This is a genomic window from Streptomyces sp. CB00455 (assembly GCF_001905445.1).
Taxonomy (GTDB): domain Bacteria; phylum Actinomycetota; class Actinomycetes; order Streptomycetales; family Streptomycetaceae; genus Streptomyces.
The window spans coordinates 10,953-34,426 of sequence record NZ_LIVQ01000007.1; the positions used below are offsets into that span (position 1 = coordinate 10,953).

Genomic DNA, 23,474 nt, shown 5'->3' on the forward strand with positions numbered 1-23,474 from the left:
ATCGGCCCGTAGACCGGGTCCACCCGCAGCGCCAGGTCGGTCGTCAGCATCATGGGAGCGTGCCTCTTCGACGGATCATGGGCGTCCGGCACGGTGCCCTGCGCCGACGGGTCCTTGGGGGTCCACTGCTTGGCGCCCGCCGGGCTCGTCGTCAGCTCCCAGTCGTACCTGAAGAGGTTGTCCAGGTACCCGTTGTCCCACTTCGTCGGCTCGGAGGTCCACGCCCCCTCCAGCCCGCTGGTGAGCGTGTGGACACCCGCGCCGCTGCCGCAGGTGTTGCGCCAGCCGAGGCCCTGCTGCTCGACGGGACAGGCCTCGGGCTCCGGACCGATGTACTCGGGACCGACGGCGCCGTGGCACTTGCCGAAGGTGTGCCCGCCGACGATGAGTGCGGCCGTCTCCTCGTCGTTCATCGCCATGCGCCCGAAGGTCTCGCGGATGTCCCTGGCGGCGGCCAGCGGATCCGGATTGCCGTTGGGCCCCTCGGGATTGACGTAGATCAGGCCCATCTGCACGGCACCGAACGGGCCCGTCAGTTCCCGGTCGTCGCCGCTGTAGCGCTCATCGCCGAGCCAGGTGTCCTCCGGCCCCCAGAAGATCTCCTCGGGCTCCCAGATGTCCTCACGGCCGAAGCCGAACCCGAACGTCTTGAACCCCATCGACTCCATGGCGCAGTTGCCGGCGAACACCAGGAGGTCGGCCCAGGAGATCTTCGAGCCGTACTTCTGCTTGACCGGCCACAGCAGGCGGCGCGCCTTGTCGAGGCTCGCGTTGTCCGGCCAGCTGTTGAGGGGCGCGAAGCGCTGGGCGCCGCTGCCGCCGCCACCCCGGCCGTCGGCGATGCGGTACGTCCCGGCGGAATGCCAGCTCATCCGGATGAAAAGCGGCCCGTAGTGGCCGTAGTCGGCCGGCCACCAGTCCTGAGAGGCCGTCATCACCTCGAAGACGTCCCGCTTCAGCGCGTCGACATCGAGCGACGCGAACTGCTCGGCGTAGTCGAAGTGCTCGTCCATCGGATTGGAGCGGGGCGAGTGCTGGTGAAGAACCTGCAGGTCCAGTTGGTTCGGCCACCAGTCCCGGTTCGTCCTTGGCCGGGTCGACGTGGGGGTCGGGGAGGGGATTACCGGGTTCTCGCTGTCGCTGCCGGACACGTCAGTCCTTCTTCCTGTCTCGGTGCTTCCTGCTGTCGGCTGCCTTCTCCTGACGCCGGTCGCCTTGGTGGCACCGAGCGCGGGGACCGCACTCGTGGCACGCCCTGGAGCCCGCCGACTCGATACGCCTTCCCAGAACCGCGGCAGCAACGCGAGACCGGACGGCCGGCGAGATTCCCATCCTCACGCACCGGTGACGCGCGCCACATCATCGACGCGGCCGGGCAGCGCGTGTTCCTCCCGGAGCGGTCCTGCACGGCGCGGGCGCCGGCGACCCGAGCCCGGTGGCGCCGCGCCGCCCGGTCCCGGCACGCTTCACCGCTTCCAGTCCGGAAGCGGGGGCAGGTCGCCGGGCGGCTCGACCGTGAGGGCGCTCCCGTCCGTGCGACCGGCCAGCCAGGCCAGGACCTCGGCCGCCGGGCCGCTCACCAGCGGACCGCGGCCGTCACCGAAGGAATGGACCGCCGGATCCCCCTCCACCCGCAGCCGCAGCGGCGGCATCGCCGGGTCGTGCAGCAGCCGCCCGAGCGTCCGGCGCGTCTCCCGGGCCACGAAGGCGTCCGGCCACTGCGCCGGGGTGTGACCGGCGGCCAGGTCGACGTGGTGGACCTCCAGCTCCCGCAGCAGGCTCCACAGGACGCCCCGCGCCGGCCGCAGGCCCCCGCCGAGCCAACTGACCTCCACGTCCCACTTGTCTCCCGGGTGATCGGCGATCGCCCCCAGGACCCGCCGCAGCGAGGCGTCCAGGTCGCTGCGGATGGCCCCGGCGCCGCGGCGCGCACCTTCTTCGATCTCACGGTCCCGGGTCGCCTCGTCCGGGTACTGCTCCAGGTCGGCGCCGGTGCGGGCGGCGGTCAGCAGCCGTACGCGGGAATCGGCGGCGCGCGCGAGGTGGGTCAGCACGTGCGCGCGGGTCCAGCCGGGGAGCGCACTGGGTGCGTGCACCTGAGGGTCGGTCAGGGCGCCCGCGGTGCGCAGCACGGCATCGGCCGAGGGCGTCAGGAGGGGGAGCAGTTCGGCGGGGTCCGCACGGTGGGCGGTGGGGCGGGATGCACTCATGGCGCATCTCCTTCCCCGCGCCCGCGACCTGACGCCGTGCACGCGCCACGAACGCCCGAACGGCAGGTCCACCGGCCCACTGCCCGCTCTCCTGCGGTGAGCGGCCCCCACCCCGCCGGGGACGGGACGGGCGGTGAGTAGCCTGGTCGTCATCGAAACGACGGGGCGGGCGGGGCGGGGAGCGGCATGCGGCACCAGCAGGTGTTGGACAAACTGGCGGCGCGCGGGCACGTCCGGGCGCTGGACGAGGAACTGGCGCGCTGGGTGGGCGGGCAGATGCTCCTGCCGGGCCTCTCGCACGAGGAACTCGCCCATAGGGTGATCCCCCCGGTGCTCGCCCGGTGGCGCTGCCTGCTCGACTCCGAGGAGGTGCGCCCCGCCACCAAGGACGTGGTCCGGGTGGCGCTCGCGACGCTGCTGCACAAGTACGGCTTCCAGGACGCCGCCGTCACCGCCCAGGCGGTCGCGGCGGTGGACGCGCTGAACCGCGCAGTGGTGCTCTCCGACGCGTTCGAGCGCCGGTCCGAGGACATCAAGCAGCTGCTGGGCACGCCGCCCGCCCCGCTGTCCCGGCGCCCGGCCTCAGCCCGGTCCCTCACGTTCCTGCGCGTCGGCGACGTCCTGTCGATCGAGCTGGACGGCGCGTTCCACGCCGCGTACGTGTGGCAGGTGACCGGGCTGAACGAGGCACCGGTGATCGAGTTCTACTGCGGCACCTTCACCCGTCCGCCCGCGCTCGCGGACCTGGCGGGCCGCGAGGCGGCCCGGCCGGGCGGCCGCGCACGTTTCCTGGTCGACGGGCTGACGTACCTCCCCGACCCGGCCCACCAGGTGCGGGCGGTGGCGGCCGCGCACGGACAAGGGCCCCGCGGCGGCGAACCCGGTCCCGCGCAGGGGCTCTACACGATGACGGACATCCTGACGCTCCAGCGGCACATCGGCGAACTGCGCGCTCAGTGATGTGACCGGAAAGGTTCACAGCACGAGCGGCGCCCTCTCGCTTTCCTCTGGGAAAGCCTGCCGCCACGGGCCCCGTTCGGAGCAATGCCGTAGCAGGGCGTCATCCTGCCGGTACGCCACGGCAGCACGGTCCCGGGGCGGCCGGTGCGCCCTCCCCGGGCCCGCCGTCGAGTTGCGGCGGACCCGATCGGGGCGCGGTGTTGGGGAGGGGCACGGGATGAGCGCGGGACATCGAGGTCGCCGCGCGTCGCGTGCCGTACCGCACTGGAGGATTCACCGATGAGCGCTGGAAACGGTTTCCTGAACACCGAGCAGCTGATGACCCTGACGGCCTACGACGCCGAGGGCGAGAAGATCGGCAGCATCGGGCAGGTGTACCGCGACGACGCGACCGGGCGGCCCGAGTGGGTCACCGTCAAGACCGGCTGGTTCGGGATGAAGGAGTCCTTCGTCCCCCTCGCGGGTGCCCGCAGCGACGGCCGGGCCCTGCACGTCCCGCACGTCAAGGACGTCGTCAAGGACGCCCCGCGCGTCGACGCCGACCAGCACCTGGACGCCGCCGAGGAGCACAGGCTCTACCAGCACTACGGCCTGGCCGGTTCCGACGGCAACGGCAAGGCCAAGGGCAACGGCAAGGCCAAGGGGAATGGCAATGGCAACGGCAAGGGGCACCGCACCGCCGTGGACGCACCCGGCATCGCCACGGGGACGTACGTCGACGAGCGGAGTGAAGGCCGCGGCAAGGACGAGCTGATCCGCTCGGAGGAGCGGCTGCACGCGGGCACCACCACCGAGGAAGTCGGCCGCGCCCGCCTGAAGAAGGTCGTCGTCACCGAGAACGTCACCACCACCGTCCCCGTCAGCCACGAGGAGGTCCGGGTCGTGCGCGAGCCCGTCCGCGAGGGCGAGCGCGTACGGGGCGGCATCGGCGGGGCGCAGACGGAGGTGACCCTCCACGCCGAGCGCGCGGTGACGCGCAAGGAGGCCGTGCCCGTCGAGCGCGTGCGCATGGAGACGGACAAGGTCACGGAGCAGCAGGAAGTCTCGGACACCATCCGCAAGGAACAGGTCCGCTACGAGGAGGGCAAGGACTCCCGCCGCGGTGAGGGCCGGAAGGCCCCCCGCCGCTGACGCGACACAGCCCCTCCCGCGCCCGGCCGGCGGCTTCTGCCCCCGGCCGGGCGTTCCTCTGCCGCGGGGGGCCTGTGGGAAGGCCCGGCCCGCTCGCCGGCCGCCGCCGCGCCGGACGGGTGAAGGAACCCTCCCGGTCGCTCTTCTGGCGCCACCTGGGCCGCTGCCCCGCCGTGGCGCGCGGGGGAGTGCCGGCTGTCACGGGTAGAACGGGCACCCAGACGGTTCGGACTTCCGGGGTGATGTCGTGGCGCAGACGGGCGAGCCGAGCGGGACCGGAGGATGCCGCAAAGGGCCCGGGCGCCGCCGGGTGGTGCTGGGGATTGCCGCCGCCGCGCTCGCCTCGTGGCCCTCCGGTTTGAAGACGGCCGCGGCGGCGGAAACCGCCTCAGGCCCCAGCGGCGGGGACGCCTCAGGCTCCGGACCCGGGGGGAGCGGCGGGCTCGACGTACGCGCGGAGAACGCGCTGCCCGGCTCTCCCGACTGGCGGATCACCCGGACCGGTCCGGCGCGCGCCGTCGAGGGCTACGCCGACCGGGTCAGCGTCCGCGCCGGCGAGCCGCTCGCCCTGCGGGTCTCCACGACCTCGCCGTCCTACACCGTCTCGGCCTACCGGATGGGCTGGTACGGCGGCGCCCGGGCCCGACTGGTCTGGCGGTCGGCCGCCCTGCCCGGCATGCGGCAACCGCCGGCCAGGATCGATCCCGGCACCCGCATGGCGCACGCCGCCTGGGAGCCGACGGCGCGGGTGGACACCTCCGGGTGGCCGGAGGGTTGTTACCTGCTGCGCCTGGACACCCGGGACGGGCAGGCCCAGCGCTACGTGCCGGTCACCGTCCGGTCCTCCTCGGCCGCCGGCCGCACGGTCCTGGTCAACGCCGTGGCCACCTGGCAGGCGTACAACCGGTGGGGCGGCGCCGACCTCTACCGGGGGCCGACGGGCAGGAGCGGATCGCGCTCCCTCCAGGTCTCCTTCGACCGCCCGTACGCCAACAGACGGGGGGCCGGGCAGTTCCTGGTGTTCGAGGCGCCCCTGATCGCCCTCGCCGAGCGTCTGGGCCTCCCCCTGGCGTACGCGACGGGGCTGGACGTGGCCCGCGACCCGGGCTTCCTGAGCGGGGCCGCCGCGCTGGTCTCACCGGGCCACGACGAGTACTGGAGTCCCGAGCAGCGCCGCCACGTCACCCGGGCGCGCGACGCGGGGACGAACCTGGCCGTGCTCGGCGCCAACTGCTGCTACCGCCGGGTCCGCTTCGCCGCCTCCCCGGCGGGGCCGGACCGCATCGTCGTCTGCTACAAGGGCGACTACGCCCAGGACCCCGGCTTCCAGCAGGGCTCCGCGCCCACGAACGACTTCCGGCGCGCGCCCGCCCCCGACCCGGAGAGCTCGCTGCTCGGCGTGATGTACGACGGCTACCCGGTCGACGCCCCCTATGTGGTGACCCACCCGGACCACTGGCTCCTGGCCGGTACCGGGGCGCGGGCCGGTGACTCCTTCCCGCACCTGGTGGGGGTCGAGTTCGACCGCGTGAACCCGGCCTTCCCGACGCCGCGCCCGATCGAGGTCCTCGCGCATTCCCCGGTGGTCTGCAAGGGCCGGGCCTCGTACGCGGACACGGCCTACCTGTCCCTGCCGGGCGGCGCCGCGGTCTTCGCGACGGGCACCATGCGCTGGGTCGAGGCCCTGGACGCGAGCGGGCCCGGTGGCGGCAAGGCCAACCACGGCCTGGACGCCCGGGCCGGGCAGTTCACGCGCACGGTCACCGCCAACGTCCTGCGGGCGTTCGCACGGGGGCCGGCCGGGCGGACCAACCCGGCCGAGGACAACCTGGCCGCCGGTGCAGGGGGATGAGGACGCTCCGCCCCGGGGCCGCCTCGCCCTGCTTCCCCGGCCCGCGCATCTTGACCTCTCGCCCCCTCCAGGAGCATGGTGGGAGCGCTCCCACCATGCTTCGTCCGGTACTTCCTTTCCCGGAGCCTCCGTTCCAGGAGGTGCGAGCTCCCGTGCCCTGACACGGGAAGGCAAACGGTTCGCCCCGGACCACGCCGTCGGCGCCCGGGGCGAACCGTCGCCGTCCGGCATCCGAAGCCGGCAGTGGGTCCGGTACGCGCGTCGCATCCTCGGCAGGTCTGCGTCGTTGATTTCAGGTCCCGGCCCGCAACCGAAAGCGAGACCTACGTGAGCAGCCCGATCGGCCTGTCTGAGGAAGGTGCCGGCGCCCTCCAGCGCCTGAAGGACAGGCGGGAGGTCAACACCGTGATCCTCCGTCACGCAGACACACCCCGCGTCCTGGCCGTGGAGTTGGAGGGGAACCTGACCCATGACGAGCTGCTGGAGGCCCTGCCCCCGGACGAGCCGCGCCTGATCGTGCACGAGCTGTCCTTCGCGACCCGGGAGGGCATGCGCAGGCACGAGCGGTTGCTGATCCTGTGGGTGCCACCGGCGGCGGACGGACAAGAGGAGCCCTACACACTCGGCTTCCGCGACCTGAAGGCGTTCCTCACGGGCGTGCACGTCCACCACACGGCCAAGGCGAAGGAGGAGCTGGCTTACCGACGGCTCGTCGCCCTGACCGGTTGACCGGTTGACCAGCTCACCCGCCAGCCGGCCCGGCTGACTGCCGAGACCGTGGCCGTCATCGCGATGGCATCGGGTGGTGCCGCGAAGTGTGCGCCGGGCGCCGCCGCCACAACGGCGGCCGCCTGGTTCGCCGCGGCGCCCCCGCGGCTGCCGGTCCGACGCCACGGCGACCGGCGGGCCTCGGAGCGCACCAGGAGGCCGCGCCAACCCCCTTCAGTCCGTCTCCGGTCCGTCCGGCCCTCCGGCGCCGCCGCCCGCCGACCGGTCTCGCGGTCCGTCCACCGGCATGGTCCAGAAACCGTCGAGGGTGGCCAGCACCAGCCGGCAGACCGTCTCCGGGTCGGCGCCGGCGAGGGGTTCGCGGGCGGCGACCGTCCGCATCAGGCCGATGCCCAGCAGCCAGGCCATGGCCAGGTCGGCTCGCAGGGCGCCGTCGCCGGAGGGGGACAGGCCGGCCAGCACCTTCTGGTACTCCCCGCCCAGCTCCCGCAAGGTCCCGCTCGCCTCGTCCCCACGCCCGACGGACCTCAGGTACACCTCCTGCGAGCGGTCGGCTCCCGCCGCGCTGCGCGTGAGCAGCGAGCGCAGCGCGGTCTCGAAGAGGTCCTGCGGCGCGGTCGCGCGCAGCTGCTCCAGATCGCCCCGGGCGACGACCTCGGTCAGGAGCCTGTGCTTGGAGCCGAAGTAGCGGAAGAGAAGCGCCTGGTTGGCCCCGACGCGCTCGGCTATCGCCCGGACCGTGGTGCGTTCGTAGCCCCTTTCGGCGAACAGGTCAGCGGCGGCTTCGAGCAGCCTGAGACGCGTGCCCGCGGCGTTCCTCGGCCGCTCCGCGGGCTGCGGGGGGCGGGGGGATTCGTCCACGCTCATGGTCCTCTCCGACGGTCCGTCAGGATAACCGCCACGAGGCGTCGTTGACCGGCCGGATGGCTGGTCCTACGTTGCAAGCAGCTGCTTACATCCAGGGAGGCCGCAATGACGACCACCGGCACCACCCCCCTCGCCTACCCCTTCAACACCGCCGAGGGACTCGGGCTCGCCGAGGAGTACGAGCGTGTGCGCGACCGGCCCGGCCTCTTGCGCGTGCAGATGCCGTACGGTGAGCCGGCCTGGCTGGTCACCCGCTACGCGGACGCCCGCCTCGTGCTGGGCGACGCGCGTTTCAGCCGTGCGGCGGGCAGCACCCGCGACGAGCCCCGCCAGTCCGAGGGCCGTACCGACAGCGGGATCCTCGGCATGGACCCGCCCGACCACACCAGGCTCCGGTCCCTGGTGGCCAAGGCGTTCACCGTTCGCCAGGTCGAGAAGCTGCGGCCCCGGGTACGCGCGCTCACCGCCGGGCTGCTCGACGAGCTGGAGGCGGCCGGGCCACCGGTCGACCTCGTCGACCGCTACGCGCTGCCCATCCCGGTGGCCGTGATCTGCCGGCTGCTGGGGGTGCCGGTGGCGGACCGCCCGCGCTTTCGGGTGTGGAGCGACGCCGCGCTGTCGACCAGCTCCCTCACGGCCGAGGAGTTCCACGCCAGCCGCGAGGAACTGCGTTCCTACATGGCGGAGTTGATCGAACTGCACCGCCGGGACCCGCAGGACGACCTGATGACGGCGCTCATCGAGGCCCGGGACGGCGACGACGACCGGCTTTCCGAGCTGGAGCTCATCGACCTGTGCGTGGCGGTCCTGGTGGCCGGGCACGAGACGACGGCGTCCCAGATCCCCAACTTCGTCCTCACCCTCCTCGACCACCCGGACCAGCTCGCGCTGCTGCGGCAGAACCCCGGCCTGATCGGACGGGCGGTGGAGGAGCTGCTGCGTTTCGTGCCGCTCGGCAGCGGGGCCGGGCAGGCCCGGTACGCCACCGAGGACATCGAGGTCGGCGGCACCCTCGTCAGGGCCGGGGACCCGCTGCTGGTCGCGACCGGCGCCGCCAACCGCGACGCACTGCGCTTCACCGCCCCCGGGGTCCTCGACGTCGAACGCCCGGCCAACCAGCACCTCGGTTTCGGCCACGGCGTCCACCACTGCCTGGGGGCGCAGCTGGCCCGCATGGAACTCCAGGAAGCCCTCGGCGCCCTCCTCCTGCGCTTTCCCGGTCTCAAAGTCGTCGGCGACGTCACGTGGAAGACGCAGATGCTGGTGCGCGGGCCGCGCGTCATGCCGATCGGGTGGTGACCGCCGTGACATGGACGGTGCGCGTCGGTCCCGGCCAGTGCCCGGGGTCGGGCATGGCCGCGGTTCTTCGTCTGGATCTTCGCCCGTCTCTTCGCCACCCATGTGCCCCGAGCGCTGCGCCCGCGGCTCGCCGCCTGGCTGGTACAGCCCGTCATCGTCGTTCCCGAGCTGCACGCGTGGATCCAGGGCGGCGTGCACGCCTTCCGGATCCGCCGTCCCGCGCCGCTGCCGCTCGCGGACGACAAACTGGGCTCGATCCGGACGCCGTTCCACCTGATCATGGGCAGGCGCAGTCTGCTCGTGCACCCCACGCGGCAGCTGGAGCGCGTACCACGCAGTGCCTGCCGGGTCAGCGGTCAGGGGCGGTGCCTGCGCCGCGGCGCGCGCCGGTCACACGCTCGTGAGGAGGCCGCCGAGCGGAGCCGGTACCTGCCCGGGGTCGAGCGCCTCCACCAGGAGACGGCCGTAGCGGATCTTTCGACCCTTCTTCGTGCCGAGGAAGCGGCGCAACTGCTGCTGCCGGGGCCGGCCGTGCTGGGCGGGCTGGCGCAGAAAGGTCTGCCAGGCGCGCCGGTCGTCCTCGCCCTCGATGATCTCCTCCACCCGCGGTGTGCCCAGCGTGCGGATGAGTTCGTCCTCCAGGTCCGCCACGCACACGAAGAAGCCCGGCAGCGGCGCCCGGGCCCGCTCCAGTGCGCGGTCGTAGAAGCGCCGTTCGCCTTCGTCGCACAGCCCCGTCAGGCGCAGGCCGAGGCCGGGCGGTCCGAGGAGGCCGGCATAGCGACCGACACTCATCGCCCCGCCCATCGGGACGACGCACACCCCTTCGGCGGCCAGGTCCCGGCCACGCCGTGCGGCCAGTGCCTCGACGGCCGCCAGGTCGCTCGGCCCTTCCAGCAGGACCGCCGTCCGCAGCCCCAGGTGCACGGCGAGCTCGCTCGCCGGCCCGCCAGGGCCCCCGACGGCCCAGCGGCCGACCGCTTCCCGGAACGCGCGCATGTCCGCCATGCAGCGAGTCTGCCCGTCTGCCGCCCGGAACGGCGAGGAATATTCCAGGGCTCCGCCCGGGAACTGTGGAAGACCCGCCCCGTGGCCGCGGCCCCGTTCGATCACCGGCCCGGTGCTCGGCGGCCATGTCGGTCGACGGCTCCGCAGGTCGTGCCGCATGATGCGCACATGGCAGACGACCACGTGATGCTGCACTGCGAGCCCTGCGAGGACTGTGTCAGCGAGGTGGTGCAGCGCGTCACCGGGGGACGGCTGCGCTGGGACTCGTCGTCCTCATGTTCCCGCTACGTCTTCCAGGCCTGCCGCGGTGGCTGGGGCGTGCCGCCGCAGGACGTGCGTGGGCTGATCATCGCCGACGAGGGCACGGTGGCGCTGCCGGTCGGCGGGGCCCACGGCATTCCGCTTCGCCTGCTGCGCGAGCTGTACGGCCTGTCCGTTGCCGAGGTGGCCGCGGCGCGGGCCACGGGCTGGGCTGCCACCCCCGTGGAGGCGGCGTACCTCCGCAGCGCGGCCGCCGCCGTCGGCCGGGGCGAGGACACCGATGAGTTCTCCGGCGCCCGGCCGTCTGCCTCCTCGTAGGCCCGGAAAGTCCGCGGCCGCCCCGGAAAGGGTGAGAAGCGTGAAGTACATGATCCAGATGAACGTGCCGGCCGCCCAGTGGGACGCCGTCATGTCCTCGTACTCCCAGGACGACATGGAGGCCGTGTTCGCCCACATGAGCGCGCTCAACGACGACCTCACCGCCGCCGGCGAATGGGTGGAGGGGCAGGGCCTCGGCGGTCCCGCCCTGGTCAAAACGGTGCGGGCCGGCAGCGACGGACGGCCACACGTGACGGAGGGGCCGGCCCAGGCGGGACACATCCTGGCCGGGTACTGGGTGGTCGACGTCAAGAGCGAGGAGCGGGCCCTGGAGATCGCCGCACGGGCGTCGGCGTGCCCCGGCCCCGGCGGAAAGCCCGGCAGCGACCCGGTCGAGGTGCACCCGATCCCCGAGGGCCCGCCGCAGGCGTGAGCCGACCGGCCGCGGCAGCGGGCCTCTCCGCAACGCGAGGCGGGTCGGTGGCGACAGCGGTCGCAAGGTCCCGGCCGGCGGTGGTGCCGGCGCCGGTGCCAGTGGCAGTGGCATCGGCATCGGCATCGGGCATCGGCACGGGCTAGCGGCGGACCGACCGCCAGATGTGTTCGGGCAGCGCGTCGGCCGCTTCGTTCAGATCGAGGTCCCCTACGGTCAGCCAGCGGCGGACGGCGCCGACGACCGGCCCCATGACGAGGGATTCGATCATCGGGGTCGAGAGTTCGGCGAGTTCCCCGGATTCCCGGTGTGCGTGGATCCAGTGGGCGATCGGTGTCAGCCGGGCTTCCTGGGAGTCCCGGAGCTGCCCCGCGTGGGCCATGGATTCCCGATCCGCGGTGACGGAGTGCATGAGACGGGCCGCGTCCGGGTGGGCCTGGGCGTGGTCCAGGTAGGCCAGGACAACGGCCTGGATACCGGAACGGGCGTCGGTCGCCCGGACCAACGCCGACACGAGTGTCTGCAGCATTTTTCCCAGGGAGCGCTGAGCGAGAGCGGAGACCACGCCGTCCAGACTCCCGAAGTGGTGGTAGATGCTTCCGGAACTGACCCCGCTGGCTTTGGTGATGGTGCCGAGCGTGAGACCGGCCTCTCCCGACTCGGCATAGAGGCGGAGCGCCGCGTCCAGGACCTGTTCGACGGTGGCTTCGCCGCGTTGCTGCTTCGGGCTCATCGGGGGAGGCGTCCTCGGTTTTGTATCGGTGGATCTTCGCGGTCCTCGTCGCCTAAAGCCTAGGACACCGTTTTTGGATCTATTTCCGGAAAAAATTCCAGTCCTGGAGGGGGAACTCCACGCCGGATCGCGCCACTCGCGAAGCGGGCCTGTGATGCACGGTCGCCGCGTGGCGAGCGGCAGTCTACGACCACGACACGCAGAGCGGGAGACGTGACGTATTACGTGGAAGTGCCGGTCGGCGAGGCGGGCGTGCCGGGCCGCAGGACGTGGTCAGGGCCGGGACCGCGGCAGACCGAGCCGTACGGCTACCACGGGGTGTGGGCGCAGATGGTCTTGCCGCCGTCGGCGGTGGGGTCGATGTGGACGTACGTGGTGAGGTGGTCGATCAGGAGCCAGCCCCAGCCGCCGGTGCCGTCCGTGTGGGGCGGCCGGGGCTGCGGCGGGCGCGGGCTCGTGTCGGTGACGCGGACCGCGACGTGATCACGGTGCAGTTCCAGGTGGAGGGTGCAGGGCCCGCTGGTGTGGCGGATCGCGTTGGTGACGAGCTCCGCGACGACCAGGAGTACGCCGTCGGCGTTCTCGGGCCGGGCGGGGGGCCTGACCTGCGCGGCGCGGTGGAGGAAGGCGCGGGTCGCGTCGCGGGCCGATGTCGTGGGCTGACCGGCGCGCGGCAGAGGCGTGTCGAGGACGGGTGTGGCCATTGAGCCTCCTTCCGCCCGGTGGGCTCGTATCCCGCCTGCCCCCTCCCGTGGTCGAAAACCCCCTTTCGCACCGGCGCTGTCGGCGGGATGTCCGCCCGCGCCGCGCACCTGACCCCGGCCGTCAGGAATCCGCCGGTTCTTCGAGGGTGACGGCGTCCAGAGAGCAGATGGTGGCGGACATGTTGGTCTCCATCATGCGCAAGGCGGCCCGGGCCAGCTCCACGTCGATGTGGGCGAGGGCCTCCCGGGGCACGGTGACGTCGAAATGGCGGATGTGCGCGTCCAGCGCGGAGTAGAGGACGCACTGTTCGGTGACCTGCCCGCACATGACGAGCCGTTGGGCTCCGAGCTGTCCCAGCAGGTAGGCCAAGGGGGTTTCGAAGAAGATGGAGTGCCGGGCCTTGACGATGAAGAGCGAGTCCTCGTCCGGCGTGATGGGCTCGACGAGTTCGGGGTGTCGGCCGGCCAGGGCCGCCTCGACGAGTTCGCCGTGGTGGGAGCGCCACTGACCGAAGTTGTCGTTCACGTAGATGACCGGCACCGAGGCGCTCCGGGCGCGTTCGAGCAGTTTCTGTACGGCCGGCAGCATCTCGCGCACGGCCGGGACGAGGGCGTCGGCGTCCTCATGCTCGTAGGTGTTGAGCATGTCGATCACGATGACTGCCGTACCCGTCATGGAGGTACCCGCCTTCCGCGGTGCTGCCGGTCCGTCCGCGCAGGGCGCCCGGTGCGTGCCTGGTTCAGTCGGTGGACAGGGCCTGGAGGAGGTCGCCGACCTGCGGGTCGGGCAGGGCGCGGGCGACGTCCGCCTGGGCGACGATGCCGACGAGGGTGTGCCCGTCGATCACGGGCAGGCGCCGGACCCGGTGCTCGGTCATCGTGCGCAGGATCTCTGCGGCGTCGTCGTCGGCGCCGATGGTGACGGCTTCTCCCTGGGCGAGGTCGCCCGCCCGGCATTCGGCCGGGTCCTTCCCGGCGCCCAGGACCTTCACGACGATGTCGCGGTCGGTCAGCATGCCCTTGAGCTTGTCGTCGGTCCCGCAGATGGGCAGGGCGCCGACGCCCAGCTCGGTCATCTTCTTCGCCGCGTCCAGAACACTGTCCTGGGCGCCGATGCAGGTGACGTCGGAGGTCATGATCTCGCGTGCGGTAGCCATGGGGAATCGGCCTCCAAAATGCTCGAAACGGTTGATTCGGTACACGACGCCTGCCCGGGCACCGGTGGGCCCATGCGCGGCGACGACGAGCGGGAGCGGCGGCTGCCGGGCGCCGCTGCCGGTGGACGCCGCCTTTCCGCCCGGGCCTGCGGCTGTTGCCCGGTACGCCTGCTCCGTTCCCGGACGGCAAGCCTGTTTGCGGCGAGCGTCCTGCCGCGGCGCATGGACCGCAGCGGGACTCGACCCCGCCCGCGGGAGCACCCGCGGGCGCTCCCGCGGCGTGATCGGGCAGACGGGTCAATCCCCCGTTTGGGACGCACGGTTTCGGGTGACATCTGTACGGCCCAGCCCCTACAACTGGAGAAGTCATGCCCGATAAGAACCCGGTGCAGGCGGTCACCGAGAAGATCTCCGGGATCGTGCACGGTGGCGCGGCGGTGGCCGAGGGGCCCGAGGAAGGGATCCCGGGCAAGCCCGGTCCGTTCTCCCCGCAGCCGAGTGAGCCGGAGGAGCCGGTCGAGCCGCTGCCGCCGAAGGCGGACCAGAGCGGTCCGGAGACGGTCAGCCCGACCGGCCAGCCCACCGGCGCGGAACAGGCCAGGCTCGCGCAGAGCGGCGCGTACCTGACCACCGCGCAGGGCACCCGCCTGCCCGACACGGACCACTCGCTCAAGGCGGGCCCGCGGGGACCGGTGCTGCTGCAGGACCACCACCTGCGCGAGAAGCTCATGCACTTCGACCACGAGCGGATCCCGGAGCGCGTGGTCCACGCCCGCGGCGCCGCCGCCCACGGCGTCTTCCAGTCGTACGGCACGGCGTCGGGCGTGTCGAAGGCCGCGTTCCTGGCACCCGACGCGGAGACCCCGGTCTTCGTGCGCTTCTCCACGGTGCTCGGCTCGCGCGGCTCCGCCGACACGGTGCGTGACACGCGCGGCTTCGCCACGAAGTTCTACACCGACGAGGGCGTCTTCGACCTCGTCGGGAACAACATCCCGGTGTTCTTCATCCAGGACGCGATCAAGTTCCCCGACATCATCCACGCCGGCAAACCCCACCCCGACCGGGAGATCCCGCAGGCCCAGAGCGCGCACGACACGTTCTGGGACTTCGTGTCCCTGCACACCGAGGCCACCCACCACACCCTGTGGAACATGTCCGACCGGGGCATCCCCCGCTCCTACCGGATGATGGAGGGCTTCGGCGTCCACACCTTCCGCCTGGTCAACACCGAAGGCGCCACGACGCTGGTCAAGTTCCACTGGAAGCCCAGGCTCGGGGTGCACTCGCTGGTGTGGGAAGAGGCGCAGATCCTCGCGGGCGTCGATCCCGACTTCCACCGCCGGGACCTCTTCGACGCCATCGAGACCGGCGCCTACCCGCAGTGGGAACTGGGCATCCAGACCTTCCCCGACACCCCCGACCAGACCTTCGAGGGCATCGACCTCCTCGACTCCACGAAGATCGTCCCCGAGGAACTGGCGCCCGTGCAACCGGTCGGGCTGCTGACACTGAACGCCAACACGTCGAACTTCTTCGCCGAGACCGAGCAGGTCGCCTTCCACACCGGCCACCTGGTCCCCGGCATCGACGCCACCGACGACCCGCTGCTCGCCGGACGGAACTTCTCCTACCTGGACACCCAGATCACCCGGCTCGGCGGCCCGAACTTCCCGCAACTGCCCATCAACCGCACCCACGCACCCGTCAACGACATGCTCCGCGACGGCATGCACCAGACCGCCGTGCACCGCGGCGTCGCGCCCTACAAGCCCAACAGCCTCGACGGCGGCTGCCCCTTCTTCGCAGGCGCCGACGCCGGCGCGTTCATCGAGGTCCCGGTGGAGGTCCCGGCCGGGCGCAAGGTCCGCGACGCGCCCGCCTCCTACGCCGACCACTTCTCCCAGCCGCGGATGTTCTGGCTCAGCATGAGCCCCGTCGAACGCGAGCACATCATCGCCGCCTACACCTTCGAACTGGCCAAGTGCTATGAGCAGGCCGTCAAGGAACGCACGCTGGCCGTACTGGCCAACATCGACGGCGAGCTGTGCGCCCAGGTCGCGACGGGGCTGGGACTTCCGGTGCCCGCCGCCACCGAGCCACTCGCGGACGTCCGCCCCAGTCCCGCCCTGTCCCAGGTACGCGCCGGCTGGCCGCTCGACGGCCGCGTCATCGGCATCGTCACCGGTGAGGGCGGTGATCTTGCGGGCGTGAGCGAGGTCCGCCAGAGCGTCCTCGACGCCGGTATGGTGCCCCTCGTCATCGCGCCGGCGGGTGGCGTACTGGGCGGCGCCGACGGCGGACCGGTCACCGTCCAGCGCACCTTCGCCACCGCACGCTCGGTGGAGTACGACGCCCTGCTCTTCGCCGGAGTCCCCGCGCCCGGCGCGGACGCCCACGGCGCCCGCGACGCCAAAGCCGGCGACCCCCGGCCCGCGGCCGGCGACCCGCGCGTCCTGCTGCTGCTCGCCGAGGCGTACCGCCACGGCAAGGCGCTGGCCGGCTGGAACGGCGCCGAGGGCCTCTTCGAATCCGCGGGCATCAGTGCCGGCGAACCCGGCGTCGTCGTCGCGCAAAGCGCTCCGGACGCCCTGCGACAGGTCACCGAACTGCTCGCCGCGCACCGCGTCTGGGAACGCTTCCCCACCCTGAGCTGACCCGGCTTGTTACGCGGTCGGTCGTTCGGGAGAGGCGCGGACCCACCCGGGCGGCCGATCGCGGAGGGCGGTTCGCGAAGGGCGGCCTTCGACACCTCCTGGGACCTGCACACCCCCTCGCGAGCGCCCACCCGTGTTGTCCGCCGCCTACGGCCGGTCCACCAGGCTCAGTGTTCCGTACGCTCCGACAGCGCCGTGTAACCGAGCTGCAGGGCATCCGACACGGCCAGGGCGGTGAGGGCCCCGGTCACCGTGCGGGTGGCCTCCGGCCAGATCGCCCGCGCCCCGGTGAAGGTGGTCACGACCCACACGCTCAGGCAGAACGGGCAACTGATCAGCTCGCCCAGCGTGGTGCGACCCGGCTCCTCGCGCGGCGTCTCGTTGAGTTCCGCCGGAGCGCCGGCGCCGTCCACCCGGGTGAAGGGGGCGCGCAGCGGGCGGGTCACCGTCGCCTTGCCGATGAGCCGGCTGAGCCGGAAGGTGGCCGTCGCGGTGAGCAACAGGTCCCAGGGCCCGGGGGAGGCCGGCAGCGGCTGCCCGGCCCGGCGCCGCAGCACCGCCCAGCCGGCCGCGTAACCGGCGAACCCGGCCACCGCGCCAAGGTGCCCGGTGTGGGACCGCAGACCTTGAAGTGTCCCCATCTACATGCCTCGTTCCGCCCGCTCGGGCAATCGTTCCCGTCCTCGTGGACCGTGCGGCACCACGGATGCTGCCGGACGCCTACCCGGAGGCGGCCCGCACACGCCTGCACAGGGCGGCCGGGGCATGCCCGGCCAGCGCCCGCGTATGGAAGCGAAGCCGGCCGGGCAGGGGCCTGCCATGAGGACCCGCAGCCGCCCGCCCGCACGCGGACCCGGGCCCGTCGGACGGCCGCGTCGCCGTGGTCACCGCCGGACCTCCGCGTGACCGACCGACATCGACACCACCGTTCCGGGGAGGAACCATGGCCGTACGCCACCAACTGATCCATGCCACGCCGCACCAGGTGTGGGCCGTGCTGGCCGACGCCTCGCGCTACGCGGACTGGGTGGTGGGCACCAGCGAATCGCGCGTCGCGCGCGGCTTGTGGCCCGAGCTCGGATCCGCTCTGGAGTACACCGTCCGGATCGGACCATGGACGGCTTCCGGCCTCACCGTCGTACGACGGGTGGACGCGCCCGGCGAACTCGAGCTGGAAGTCGACAGCGGCCCCCTCGGGACGGCCCGGGTGGCGATCGAGGTCCGCTCCTGGGGCCGCGAATCCCTGGCCATCGTGGACGAACACCCGCTGCGGGGCATAGGCGGAACGCTCCACAACGCGGCGCTCGACGCACTGATCCAGCTGCGCCACCGCGACATGCTCAAGAGGCTCGCGAGCGTCGTCGAGGAAACCTCCGCGTCCGACGGACACGTACAGGTCTGAAGGGCGGGACCAGGTCTGAGGGCGCCACCCCCCACGACATCCCGTGGCAGCCGGCTCCCCCCTCCGGTCCGCTCAAAGCCGGCAGAGGAGCACCACGGCGGCGGTACAGAGCCCGAACGCCGCCAGTGCCAGGCCGGTCACGCGCCGGCGCAGCCGGACGTAGCGGCGGGTGTATTCCTCTTTGAGTTCCGCGGACCGTGCCACCGTGGCCGCGAGCATGTCCCGGCGCAGGCGCAGGTGGTACTGGGCGAAGCGGTCGCCGATCTCGTCCTGCTCGCCGGGGCCGAGCCAGGTCAGGGCGCGGGCGAACGCCTGTCCTTCCTTACGTGCCTCGCCCAGGGCGGCCTGGCTGATCAGGTATCCCTCGATCCGGGCCAGCCCCGCCGCCGTTTCGTCCGAGCGCTCGCTCATCAGCACGGTCCCCGGCTACTTGGGCTGGTCGGGGTCCTGGCCGGAAACCGCACCGCGGGGTGCGGAGGCCTTGTCCTGGTCGATGACGTCGCGCTTGTGGCCGTCGGCGTAGTCGAAGGCCGCGATGTCGGGGTGGTGGAGGTCGAAGGCAGGCGATTCGGAGCGCACCCGGGGAAGGGTGACGAAGTTGTGCCGGGGCGGGGGGCACGAGGTGGCCCATTCGAGCGATCGTCCGTAGCCCCACGGGTCGTCGACCTGGACGCGGGGCGCGAACTTCGCCGTCTTCCACACGTTGTAGAAGAACGGCAGTGTGGAGGCGCCGAGCAGGAACGCGCCGATGGAGGAGAAGGAGTTCAGCGCGGTGAAGCCGTCGGCGGCGAGGTAGTCGGCGTAGCGGCGGGGCATGCCCTCGGCGCCGAGCCAGTGCTGGACCAGGAAGGTCATGTGGAAGCCCACGAAGAGGGTCCAGAAGTGGATCTTCCCGAGGCGCTCGTCGAGCATCGTGCCGGTCATCTTGGGCCACCAGAAGTAGAACCCGGCGAACATGGCGAAGACGACCGTCCCGAAGACCACGTAGTGGAAGTGCGCGACGACGAAGTAGGAGTCGGTGACGTGGAAGTCCATCGGGGGCGAGGCCAGGATGATGCCGGTCAGACCGCCGAAGAGGAAGGTGACGAGGAAGCCGATGGACCAGAGCATCGGTGTCTCGAAGGAGAGGGACCCCTTCCACATCGTGCCGATCCAGTTGAAGAACTTCACCCCTGTCGGCACCGCGATCAGGAACGTCATGAAGGAGAAGAACGGCAGCAGCACCGCCCCCGTCGCGAACATGTGGTGGGCCCACACGGTCAGGGACAGGCCGGCGATGGAGACCGTGGCACCGATCAGACCGAGGTATCCGAAGATGGGCTTGCGGGAGAACACCGGAATGATCTCGGTGATGATCCCGAAGAACGGCAGCGCGATGATGTAGACCTCCGGGTGCCCGAAGAACCAGAACAGGTGCTGCCAGAGGATGGCGCCGCCGTTCTCCGGGTTGAAGACCTGCGCACCGAAGCGCCGGTCCGCTTCCAGCACCAGCAGCGCCGCCGCCAGGACGGGGAAGGCGAACAGCACGAGGATCGACGTCAGCAGGATGTTCCAGGTGAAGATCGGCATCCGGAACATGGTCATCCCCGGCGCGCGCATGCACACGATCGTGGTCACGAAGTTCACCGAACCCAGGATCGTGCCGAAGCCGGCCAGCGCCAGCCCCATGACCCACATGTCCCCGCCCACGTACGGGGTGCGCTCACCACCGGAGAGCGGCGTGTAGGCGGTCCAGCCGAAGTCGGCCGTGCCTTGCGGCGTGAACAGGCTGCACACCACGATCAGCCCACCGAACAGGAACAGCCAGAACGACAGCATGTTCAGCCGGGGGAACGCCACATCGGGCGCGCCGATCTGCAATGGCATGATGGCATTGGCGAAACCGGCGAAGGTCGGCGTCGCGAAGAACAGCAGCATCACCGTGCCGTGCAGCGTGAACACCTGGTTGTACTGCTCGTTGGAAACGATCTGCATACCCGGCCGGGCCAGCTCCGCCCGCAGCAGCAGCGCCAGCACACCACCGATCACGAAGAACGCGAACGACGCGATCAGATACAAGTGCCCGATCTTCTTGTGGTCCGTGGTCGTCAGCCACGACACGAGCACACTGCCCCTCTTGCGCCCCGGCACCGGGATCGGCGTGACGGGCTCGGTCGACGTCACCATGGACGATTCCTTTGCGTCGGAACACACGAACGGACGTGCCGGACCCCCTCGCAGGGGGGTTACGCCCAGTTGCCTTTTCTACTACGGAAAGTGACCGAATGCGAGGTCGCTGACGCGTGATAGCCCGGTTGGCCTACCGCGGCCCGCGCCTATTCGCCGACGCCCGCACCGGTGGGAACCGGGGGCGCGACCGAGGAGTACGGCGCTGCCGCGCGTGCCCGCCCGCTGACGGGGCAGGCGGCGGGTGAGATGTCAGGCAGGGGGGCCCAGGAGGATTCCATGGCTGTCCACTCCCATCACCGAGCATCCCTCGCCCATCACCGGCCATCCGTTCCGCCGGGCCAGGAGCACGCCTTCCGGCAGGGCATCCACGACCAGGTCCTCGGGCTGATCATGTTCGCCGCCTCCCTGGCGCTGTGGGTGTTCCCGATGGCGACTCACGACGGGTCGAAGGACGCGCAGGTCAACGAGGCGATGATCGGCATGGTCCTGCTGTTCGTCGTCGGGATGAGGCTGTACCGGGGCAGCACCTGGCGCTCCGACGTGCTGGTCGGTGTCGTGGGCCTGTGGCTGATCGCGTCGCCCTTCGTGCTGGGGCTGCAGAAGACCGCCGTGGACAACGGCAACCGCATCCTCGACATCACCGTCGGCATCATCCTCGTGACGACCTCGGCGATCTCGTTGCTGGTGGTGCGCGCCGACCGCCGGGCGGCTGCCTCCGAAGCCGCGCCCCTCGCAGCCGCGACCCCTGGCGGGGGCGGGTAAGGGAGCCTGCGGCAGCGGGGGCCGCATCTCGGGCAGGCCGGCCGCGGCGGCCCCGCGGGGCCGTGCCGGGCGGACAGGAACTCCCGGAACACGCGTGCGGAGCGCGGGTTCTTGCCGCACTGCCACACGCCGTGCGGACAGTAGTCGGTGATGCTGTGGTACAGCGGCTCGTGCTCGGCGATCCACTCCAGCATGCGCCGCATGTACGCGGGGTTGTTGCCGTTGCGGAACAGTCCCCACTCGGGGTAGGAGATCCGCTTGCCGTGTGACTGCGCGAAGTCGACCTGCTGCTGGAGGCCGTAGGGCTGGGAGACCTGCTCGTCGAAGGTGGCGCCGGGCGGCTGGTCGTAGCTGTCCATGCCGATGTCGACGCAGGGGGTCACGGACCACCTGCGGCGGGCCGGGCCAGGCCGCTGATCAGTACTTCGATCCCGAGCGCGAGGCGGGCGGCGGCCGGTCCGGCGGCCAGTTCGGCCGTGCTCGCCGCGAGGTGCGGATGGCGGGCCGGGTCCAGTGTGGCGAGTCGGTCCGTGATCGCGCTGCGGGCGTGCCGTGCGTCCAGGGCCTCCTGGAGGGCACCCGGGCCGTCGCCCCCGACGGCGGCGGCGCCGACCTCGTAGGTCACCGCGCCGATGTGCAGGGCGATCAGGTCGCAGCCCCAGGCGGCGCGCTGCCGGGGGATCCCGCCTGCCAGCAGGAGGCCGAGGATCCGGTCGAAGAGGTCGAGCCAGGCCGGGGTGGTCGGGATGTCCCCGAGCGAGACGCGGCCGATGCCGGGATGGCCGTTGAGCGCGTGCACCACGTCGATGACGAGCGTGACCAGCCGGTCGCTCCAGTCCTCCCCGCCCGTCACGGGGCCGGCGGGCGCGGGTGGGGCCGGCACGTCCGGCAGCGGGACGGTCGCGACGACGGCGTCGAGCATCAGGCGCAGCAGCTCATCACGGTGGGAGACGTAGACGTAGAGCGAAGCGGGGCCGGTGTCGAGCTCCGCGGCCACCTTGCGCATCGTCACCGCGTCCACCCCTTCGCGGCGCAGGACGCGCAGTCCCGCCTCGACGACGGCCGTCTCGCTGAGTGCGGGCTTGGCGGGGCGGGAGCGGGTGCTCTTGCGGGGTGCGGTCTGCATGCCCGGCAGGTTAGCACTTGACAGCGAACGGTGTTCGTAGCGAACGTTGTTCCTGACGAACAGCGTTCGTGGCGAACGTCGTTCGTCCGTGCTGCTTCTCCGTCATGCCCGTGCGACCGACTGCCCCTGGGGGGACACCGCTCATGATCCGCACGCCGCAGCAGCCGCTGCGCCACCCCTATCCACACCGTTGGGCCGTCCTCGCGGTGGTCCTCGCCGCCGAGGTGATGGACCTGCTCGATGCCACCATCACCGGCGTGGCCGCCCCGGCCGTCACCGCCGCCCTCGGCGGCGGCCGGGAGACCGCGCAATGGCTCCAGGCCGCCTACACCCTGCCCTTCGCCGTCCTGCTGATCACCGCGGGCCGGCTCGGCGACCGGTTCGGCCGCCGCCGCCTCTTCCTCATCGGCGCCACAGGTTTCACCCTGGCCTCCGCCCTCTGCGCGCTGGCCCCCGACCCCACCACGCTCCTCGCGGCCCGCGCCGTCCAGGGTGCCTTCGGCGCCCTGCTCCTGCCGCAGGGATTCGGCATCGTCAAGGAGACCTTCCAGGGCCACGAAGTGGCCAAGGCCTTCGGCCTGTTCGGACCCGTGATGGGCCTGTGCGCGGTCGGCGGGCCCGTCCTCGGCGGACTGCTCGCGGGCGCCGACCTGTTCGGGACCGGGTGGCGGGCGGTCTTCCTCGTCAACCTGCCGCTCGGCCTCGCCGCCCTGCTCGGGGCCGCCCGCTGGATCCCGCGCACCGCCCCCGACCCCGGCCCGGGCCTGGACGTACCGAGCATGCTGCTCGCGGGGGCGGCCTCCGCGGCCCTGGTCTACCCCCTGGTCCAGGGGCCCGAACTGGGCTGGCCCGCTTGGAGCTTCGTCCTCCTGGCCGCCGCACCGCCGGCCTTCTGGCTGCTGGCCCGGCTCCAGCACCGCCGGCCGGCCCCGCTGGTCGCCCCCGGCCTGCTCGCCCGCCGCGGCTATACCAGCGGCATCCTGGTCGCCGTCGCCTTCTTCGCCGCCTTCACCGGGCTGATGCTGGTGCTCTCCCTCTTCCTACAGGGGCCGTTGGGCCTCTCCCCGCAAGGCGCCGGCTACGCCATCGCACCGCTGGCCCTGGGCATCGCGGTCAGCGCCGGCCCGGCCGGAGCGCTCGCCCGCCGGCACGGCCGGGTCGTGATCCAGGCCGGCATCGTCCTGACGGCCGGCGGCCTGTGCCTGCTGGCCGTCCTCACCGAGGGCGCGGTGGACGGCTGGCGGCTGCTGCCCGGCACGCTGGTGACCGGGCTGGGGATGGGGCTGGTGATCCCGCCGCTGTTCGACGTGATCCTGGCGGACGTGACCGAAACCGAAGTGGGCTCCGCCTCCGGCGTGCTGAACGCCGTACAGCAACTGGCCAACGCGGTCGGTGTGGCGCTGCTGGTCACCGTCTGGTCGGCCTTCACCGACCACGGCCGCACCCCCGCAACCGCCCTCGCCGGCACCGCCCTGGTGACGGTCGCCCTGCTGGCGGCGGCGCTGGGCCTGTCCGTACGCCTGCCCCGCCACGCCCGCGCATGACCGAGCGCCGCGTCACGGCCCCCTCCACGACGCGGCGCTCCGGCCTCCGCCCTGCTGGACAGTGGCCGCAGCCCGCAGCCCGCAGCCCGCAGCCCGCAGCCCGCAGCCCGCCGCCTGCCGCCTGCCGCCCGTCTCCCGTCTCCCGCCGCCCGTCT

Annotated in this window: 23 protein-coding genes and 2 pseudogenes; 12 read left to right on the plus strand and 13 right to left on the minus strand. The window is 72.1% G+C overall.

All coding sequences use genetic code 11. From position 1 onward, the window contains the following. Together AMK16_RS37490 and AMK16_RS25295 are read right to left on the minus strand one after the other, a co-directional pair. Positions 1-1,151: peroxidase family protein (locus AMK16_RS37490; RefSeq protein ID WP_338014473.1), on the minus strand; the 1,151-nt coding region annotated here is incomplete at its 3' end. A gap of 315 nt (positions 1,152-1,466) precedes the next feature. After that, a complete protein-coding gene (locus AMK16_RS25295; RefSeq protein ID WP_158071239.1) occupies positions 1,467-2,210 on the minus strand; it encodes a maleylpyruvate isomerase family mycothiol-dependent enzyme in 744 nt (247 codons plus the stop codon). A gap of 186 nt (positions 2,211-2,396) precedes the next feature. On the opposite strand from AMK16_RS25295, the gene AMK16_RS25300 reads away from it, so the two are divergent. From AMK16_RS25300 to AMK16_RS25315, 4 genes are all read left to right on the plus strand, one after another. Beyond that, positions 2,397-3,170 (plus strand): hypothetical protein, encoded by a 774-nt coding sequence (locus AMK16_RS25300; protein ID WP_073919661.1) that lies wholly within the window; start codon positions 2,397-2,399, stop codon positions 3,168-3,170. A 279-nt stretch (positions 3,171-3,449) separates the two neighbouring features. Next, positions 3,450-4,301, plus strand: a complete 852-nt coding sequence (locus AMK16_RS25305) for a DUF2382 domain-containing protein (RefSeq protein WP_073919662.1) — start codon at positions 3,450-3,452, stop codon at positions 4,299-4,301. Between the two features lie 310 nt (positions 4,302-4,611). After that, complete coding sequence (locus AMK16_RS25310) at positions 4,612-6,153, plus strand: N,N-dimethylformamidase beta subunit family domain-containing protein (RefSeq protein ID WP_338014474.1); 1,542 nt, start codon at positions 4,612-4,614, stop codon at positions 6,151-6,153. 327 nt (positions 6,154-6,480) lie between these two features. Further along, complete coding sequence (locus AMK16_RS25315; protein ID WP_073919664.1) at positions 6,481-6,882, plus strand: cofilin family protein; 402 nt, start codon at positions 6,481-6,483, stop codon at positions 6,880-6,882. Between the two features lie 213 nt (positions 6,883-7,095). Here the strand turns inward: AMK16_RS25315 and AMK16_RS25320 are convergent, their stop codons facing one another. After that, the gene (locus AMK16_RS25320) at positions 7,096-7,749 is read right to left on the minus strand and encodes a TetR/AcrR family transcriptional regulator (RefSeq protein ID WP_073919665.1); all 654 of its coding nucleotides are present in this window, start codon (positions 7,747-7,749) and stop codon (positions 7,096-7,098) included. Positions 7,750-7,854: 105 nt separating this feature from the next. Between AMK16_RS25320 and AMK16_RS25325 the strand changes: the two genes are divergently transcribed. Next, complete coding sequence (locus tag AMK16_RS25325; RefSeq protein WP_073919666.1) at positions 7,855-9,048, plus strand: cytochrome P450; 1,194 nt, start codon at positions 7,855-7,857, stop codon at positions 9,046-9,048. A gap of 12 nt (positions 9,049-9,060) precedes the next feature. Continuing rightward, positions 9,061-9,452: pseudogene (locus AMK16_RS37495) on the plus strand (alpha/beta fold hydrolase); the annotation flags it as partial. Here the strand turns inward: AMK16_RS37495 and AMK16_RS25335 are convergent. Continuing rightward, on the minus strand, positions 9,439-10,056 hold the full coding sequence (locus tag AMK16_RS25335) for a TOPRIM nucleotidyl transferase/hydrolase domain-containing protein (RefSeq protein WP_073919667.1): 618 nt from the start codon (positions 10,054-10,056) through the stop codon (positions 9,439-9,441). The pseudogene AMK16_RS37495 and the gene AMK16_RS25335 sit on opposite strands and share 14 nt — an antisense overlap. A 168-nt stretch (positions 10,057-10,224) precedes the next feature. Here AMK16_RS25335 and AMK16_RS35905 point away from each other — a divergent pair, with 168 nt between their 5' ends. Then, positions 10,225-10,635, plus strand: a complete 411-nt coding sequence (locus tag AMK16_RS35905) for a hypothetical protein (protein WP_143196863.1) — start codon at positions 10,225-10,227, stop codon at positions 10,633-10,635. Between the two features lie 49 nt (positions 10,636-10,684). Beyond that, positions 10,685-11,068, plus strand: coding sequence for a YciI family protein (locus AMK16_RS25340; protein ID WP_242438937.1), 384 nt, complete (start codon positions 10,685-10,687; stop codon positions 11,066-11,068). 142 nt (positions 11,069-11,210) lie between these two features. On the opposite strand, the gene AMK16_RS25345 is transcribed toward AMK16_RS25340, so the two are convergent. The 4 genes from AMK16_RS25345 to AMK16_RS25360 all read right to left on the minus strand — a co-directional run bounded on the left by AMK16_RS25345 (position 11,211) and on the right by AMK16_RS25360 (position 13,662). After that, positions 11,211-11,801 carry a TetR/AcrR family transcriptional regulator gene (locus AMK16_RS25345; protein WP_073919668.1) on the minus strand — a complete coding sequence of 197 codons (591 nt, stop codon included), beginning with the start codon at positions 11,799-11,801 and terminating at the stop codon, positions 11,211-11,213. A gap of 308 nt (positions 11,802-12,109) precedes the next feature. After that, positions 12,110-12,505 (minus strand): ATP-binding protein, encoded by a 396-nt coding sequence (locus AMK16_RS25350; RefSeq protein ID WP_073919669.1) that lies wholly within the window; start codon positions 12,503-12,505, stop codon positions 12,110-12,112. A 121-nt stretch (positions 12,506-12,626) separates the two neighbouring features. Then, the gene (locus tag AMK16_RS25355) at positions 12,627-13,181 is read right to left on the minus strand and encodes an isochorismatase family cysteine hydrolase (RefSeq protein WP_073919670.1); all 555 of its coding nucleotides are present in this window, start codon (positions 13,179-13,181) and stop codon (positions 12,627-12,629) included. Between the two features lie 64 nt (positions 13,182-13,245). Next, positions 13,246-13,662, minus strand: a complete 417-nt coding sequence (locus AMK16_RS25360) for a CBS domain-containing protein (protein WP_073919671.1) — start codon at positions 13,660-13,662, stop codon at positions 13,246-13,248. A gap of 368 nt (positions 13,663-14,030) precedes the next feature. Here AMK16_RS25360 and AMK16_RS25365 point away from each other — a divergent pair, with 368 nt between their 5' ends. After that, positions 14,031-16,316, plus strand: coding sequence for a catalase (locus tag AMK16_RS25365; protein ID WP_073919672.1), 2,286 nt, complete (start codon positions 14,031-14,033; stop codon positions 16,314-16,316). Between the two features lie 167 nt (positions 16,317-16,483). On the opposite strand, the gene AMK16_RS25370 is transcribed toward AMK16_RS25365, so the two are convergent. Next, complete coding sequence (locus AMK16_RS25370; protein ID WP_242438901.1) at positions 16,484-16,909, minus strand: DUF1360 domain-containing protein; 426 nt, start codon at positions 16,907-16,909, stop codon at positions 16,484-16,486. Between the two features lie 350 nt (positions 16,910-17,259). On the opposite strand from AMK16_RS25370, the gene AMK16_RS25375 reads away from it, so the two are divergent. Continuing rightward, positions 17,260-17,718, plus strand: coding sequence for an SRPBCC family protein (locus AMK16_RS25375; protein ID WP_073919674.1), 459 nt, complete (start codon positions 17,260-17,262; stop codon positions 17,716-17,718). A 72-nt stretch (positions 17,719-17,790) separates the two neighbouring features. Here the strand turns inward: AMK16_RS25375 and AMK16_RS25380 are convergent, their stop codons facing one another. Both AMK16_RS25380 and ctaD read right to left on the minus strand, forming a co-directional pair. Beyond that, complete coding sequence (locus tag AMK16_RS25380) at positions 17,791-18,129, minus strand: hypothetical protein (protein ID WP_073920014.1); 339 nt, start codon at positions 18,127-18,129, stop codon at positions 17,791-17,793. Positions 18,130-18,144: 15 nt separating this feature from the next. Further along, entirely contained in the window at positions 18,145-19,884 is a 1,740-nt protein-coding gene (gene ctaD / locus AMK16_RS25385) for an aa3-type cytochrome oxidase subunit I (protein ID WP_073919675.1), read from the minus strand. 279 nt (positions 19,885-20,163) lie between these two features. On the opposite strand from ctaD, the gene AMK16_RS36740 reads away from it, so the two are divergent. After that, entirely contained in the window at positions 20,164-20,649 is a 486-nt protein-coding gene (locus AMK16_RS36740; RefSeq protein WP_199885573.1) for an SPW repeat domain-containing protein, read from the plus strand. A 70-nt stretch (positions 20,650-20,719) separates the two neighbouring features. Here the strand turns inward: AMK16_RS36740 and AMK16_RS37500 are convergent. Together AMK16_RS37500 and AMK16_RS25395 are read right to left on the minus strand one after the other, a co-directional pair. Further along, positions 20,720-21,014: pseudogene (locus AMK16_RS37500) on the minus strand (glycoside hydrolase family 26 protein); the annotation flags it as partial. A gap of 14 nt (positions 21,015-21,028) precedes the next feature. Continuing rightward, positions 21,029-21,775: a TetR/AcrR family transcriptional regulator gene (locus AMK16_RS25395; protein WP_073919676.1), complete on the minus strand. Its 747-nt coding sequence runs from the start codon at positions 21,773-21,775 to the stop codon at positions 21,029-21,031. A gap of 143 nt (positions 21,776-21,918) precedes the next feature. On the opposite strand from AMK16_RS25395, the gene AMK16_RS25400 reads away from it, so the two are divergent. After that, positions 21,919-23,319: an MFS transporter gene (locus AMK16_RS25400; protein ID WP_073919677.1), complete on the plus strand. Its 1,401-nt coding sequence runs from the start codon at positions 21,919-21,921 to the stop codon at positions 23,317-23,319. The last annotated feature ends 155 nt before the right edge of the window (positions 23,320-23,474 follow it).

Bases quoted from the DNA above. Each gene is read 5' to 3' on its own strand.
- AMK16_RS25295 (WP_158071239.1), bottom strand. From the start codon at position 2,210: ATGAGTGCATCCCGCCCCACCGCCCACCGTGCGGACCCCGCCGAACTG.
- AMK16_RS25300 (WP_073919661.1), top strand. From the start codon at position 2,397: ATGCGGCACCAGCAGGTGTTGGACAAACTGGCGGCGCGCGGGCACGTC.
- AMK16_RS25305 (WP_073919662.1), top strand. From the start codon at position 3,450: ATGAGCGCTGGAAACGGTTTCCTGAACACCGAGCAGCTGATGACCCTG.
- AMK16_RS25320 (WP_073919665.1), bottom strand. From the start codon at position 7,749: ATGAGCGTGGACGAATCCCCCCGCCCCCCGCAGCCCGCGGAGCGGCCG.
- AMK16_RS25325 (WP_073919666.1), top strand. From the start codon at position 7,855: ATGACGACCACCGGCACCACCCCCCTCGCCTACCCCTTCAACACCGCC.
- AMK16_RS25335 (WP_073919667.1), bottom strand. From the start codon at position 10,056: ATGGCGGACATGCGCGCGTTCCGGGAAGCGGTCGGCCGCTGGGCCGTC.
- AMK16_RS35905 (WP_143196863.1), top strand. From the start codon at position 10,225: ATGGCAGACGACCACGTGATGCTGCACTGCGAGCCCTGCGAGGACTGT.
- AMK16_RS25340 (WP_242438937.1), top strand. From the start codon at position 10,685: ATGATCCAGATGAACGTGCCGGCCGCCCAGTGGGACGCCGTCATGTCC.
- AMK16_RS25345 (WP_073919668.1), bottom strand. From the start codon at position 11,801: ATGAGCCCGAAGCAGCAACGCGGCGAAGCCACCGTCGAACAGGTCCTG.
- AMK16_RS25350 (WP_073919669.1), bottom strand. From the start codon at position 12,505: ATGGCCACACCCGTCCTCGACACGCCTCTGCCGCGCGCCGGTCAGCCC.
- AMK16_RS25355 (WP_073919670.1), bottom strand. From the start codon at position 13,181: ATGACGGGTACGGCAGTCATCGTGATCGACATGCTCAACACCTACGAG.
- AMK16_RS25360 (WP_073919671.1), bottom strand. From the start codon at position 13,662: ATGGCTACCGCACGCGAGATCATGACCTCCGACGTCACCTGCATCGGC.
- AMK16_RS25365 (WP_073919672.1), top strand. From the start codon at position 14,031: ATGCCCGATAAGAACCCGGTGCAGGCGGTCACCGAGAAGATCTCCGGG.
- AMK16_RS25375 (WP_073919674.1), top strand. From the start codon at position 17,260: ATGGCCGTACGCCACCAACTGATCCATGCCACGCCGCACCAGGTGTGG.
- AMK16_RS25380 (WP_073920014.1), bottom strand. From the start codon at position 18,129: ATGAGCGAGCGCTCGGACGAAACGGCGGCGGGGCTGGCCCGGATCGAG.
- ctaD (WP_073919675.1), bottom strand. From the start codon at position 19,884: ATGGTGACGTCGACCGAGCCCGTCACGCCGATCCCGGTGCCGGGGCGC.
- AMK16_RS36740 (WP_199885573.1), top strand. From the start codon at position 20,164: ATGGCTGTCCACTCCCATCACCGAGCATCCCTCGCCCATCACCGGCCA.
- AMK16_RS25395 (WP_073919676.1), bottom strand. From the start codon at position 21,775: ATGCAGACCGCACCCCGCAAGAGCACCCGCTCCCGCCCCGCCAAGCCC.
- AMK16_RS25400 (WP_073919677.1), top strand. From the start codon at position 21,919: ATGATCCGCACGCCGCAGCAGCCGCTGCGCCACCCCTATCCACACCGT.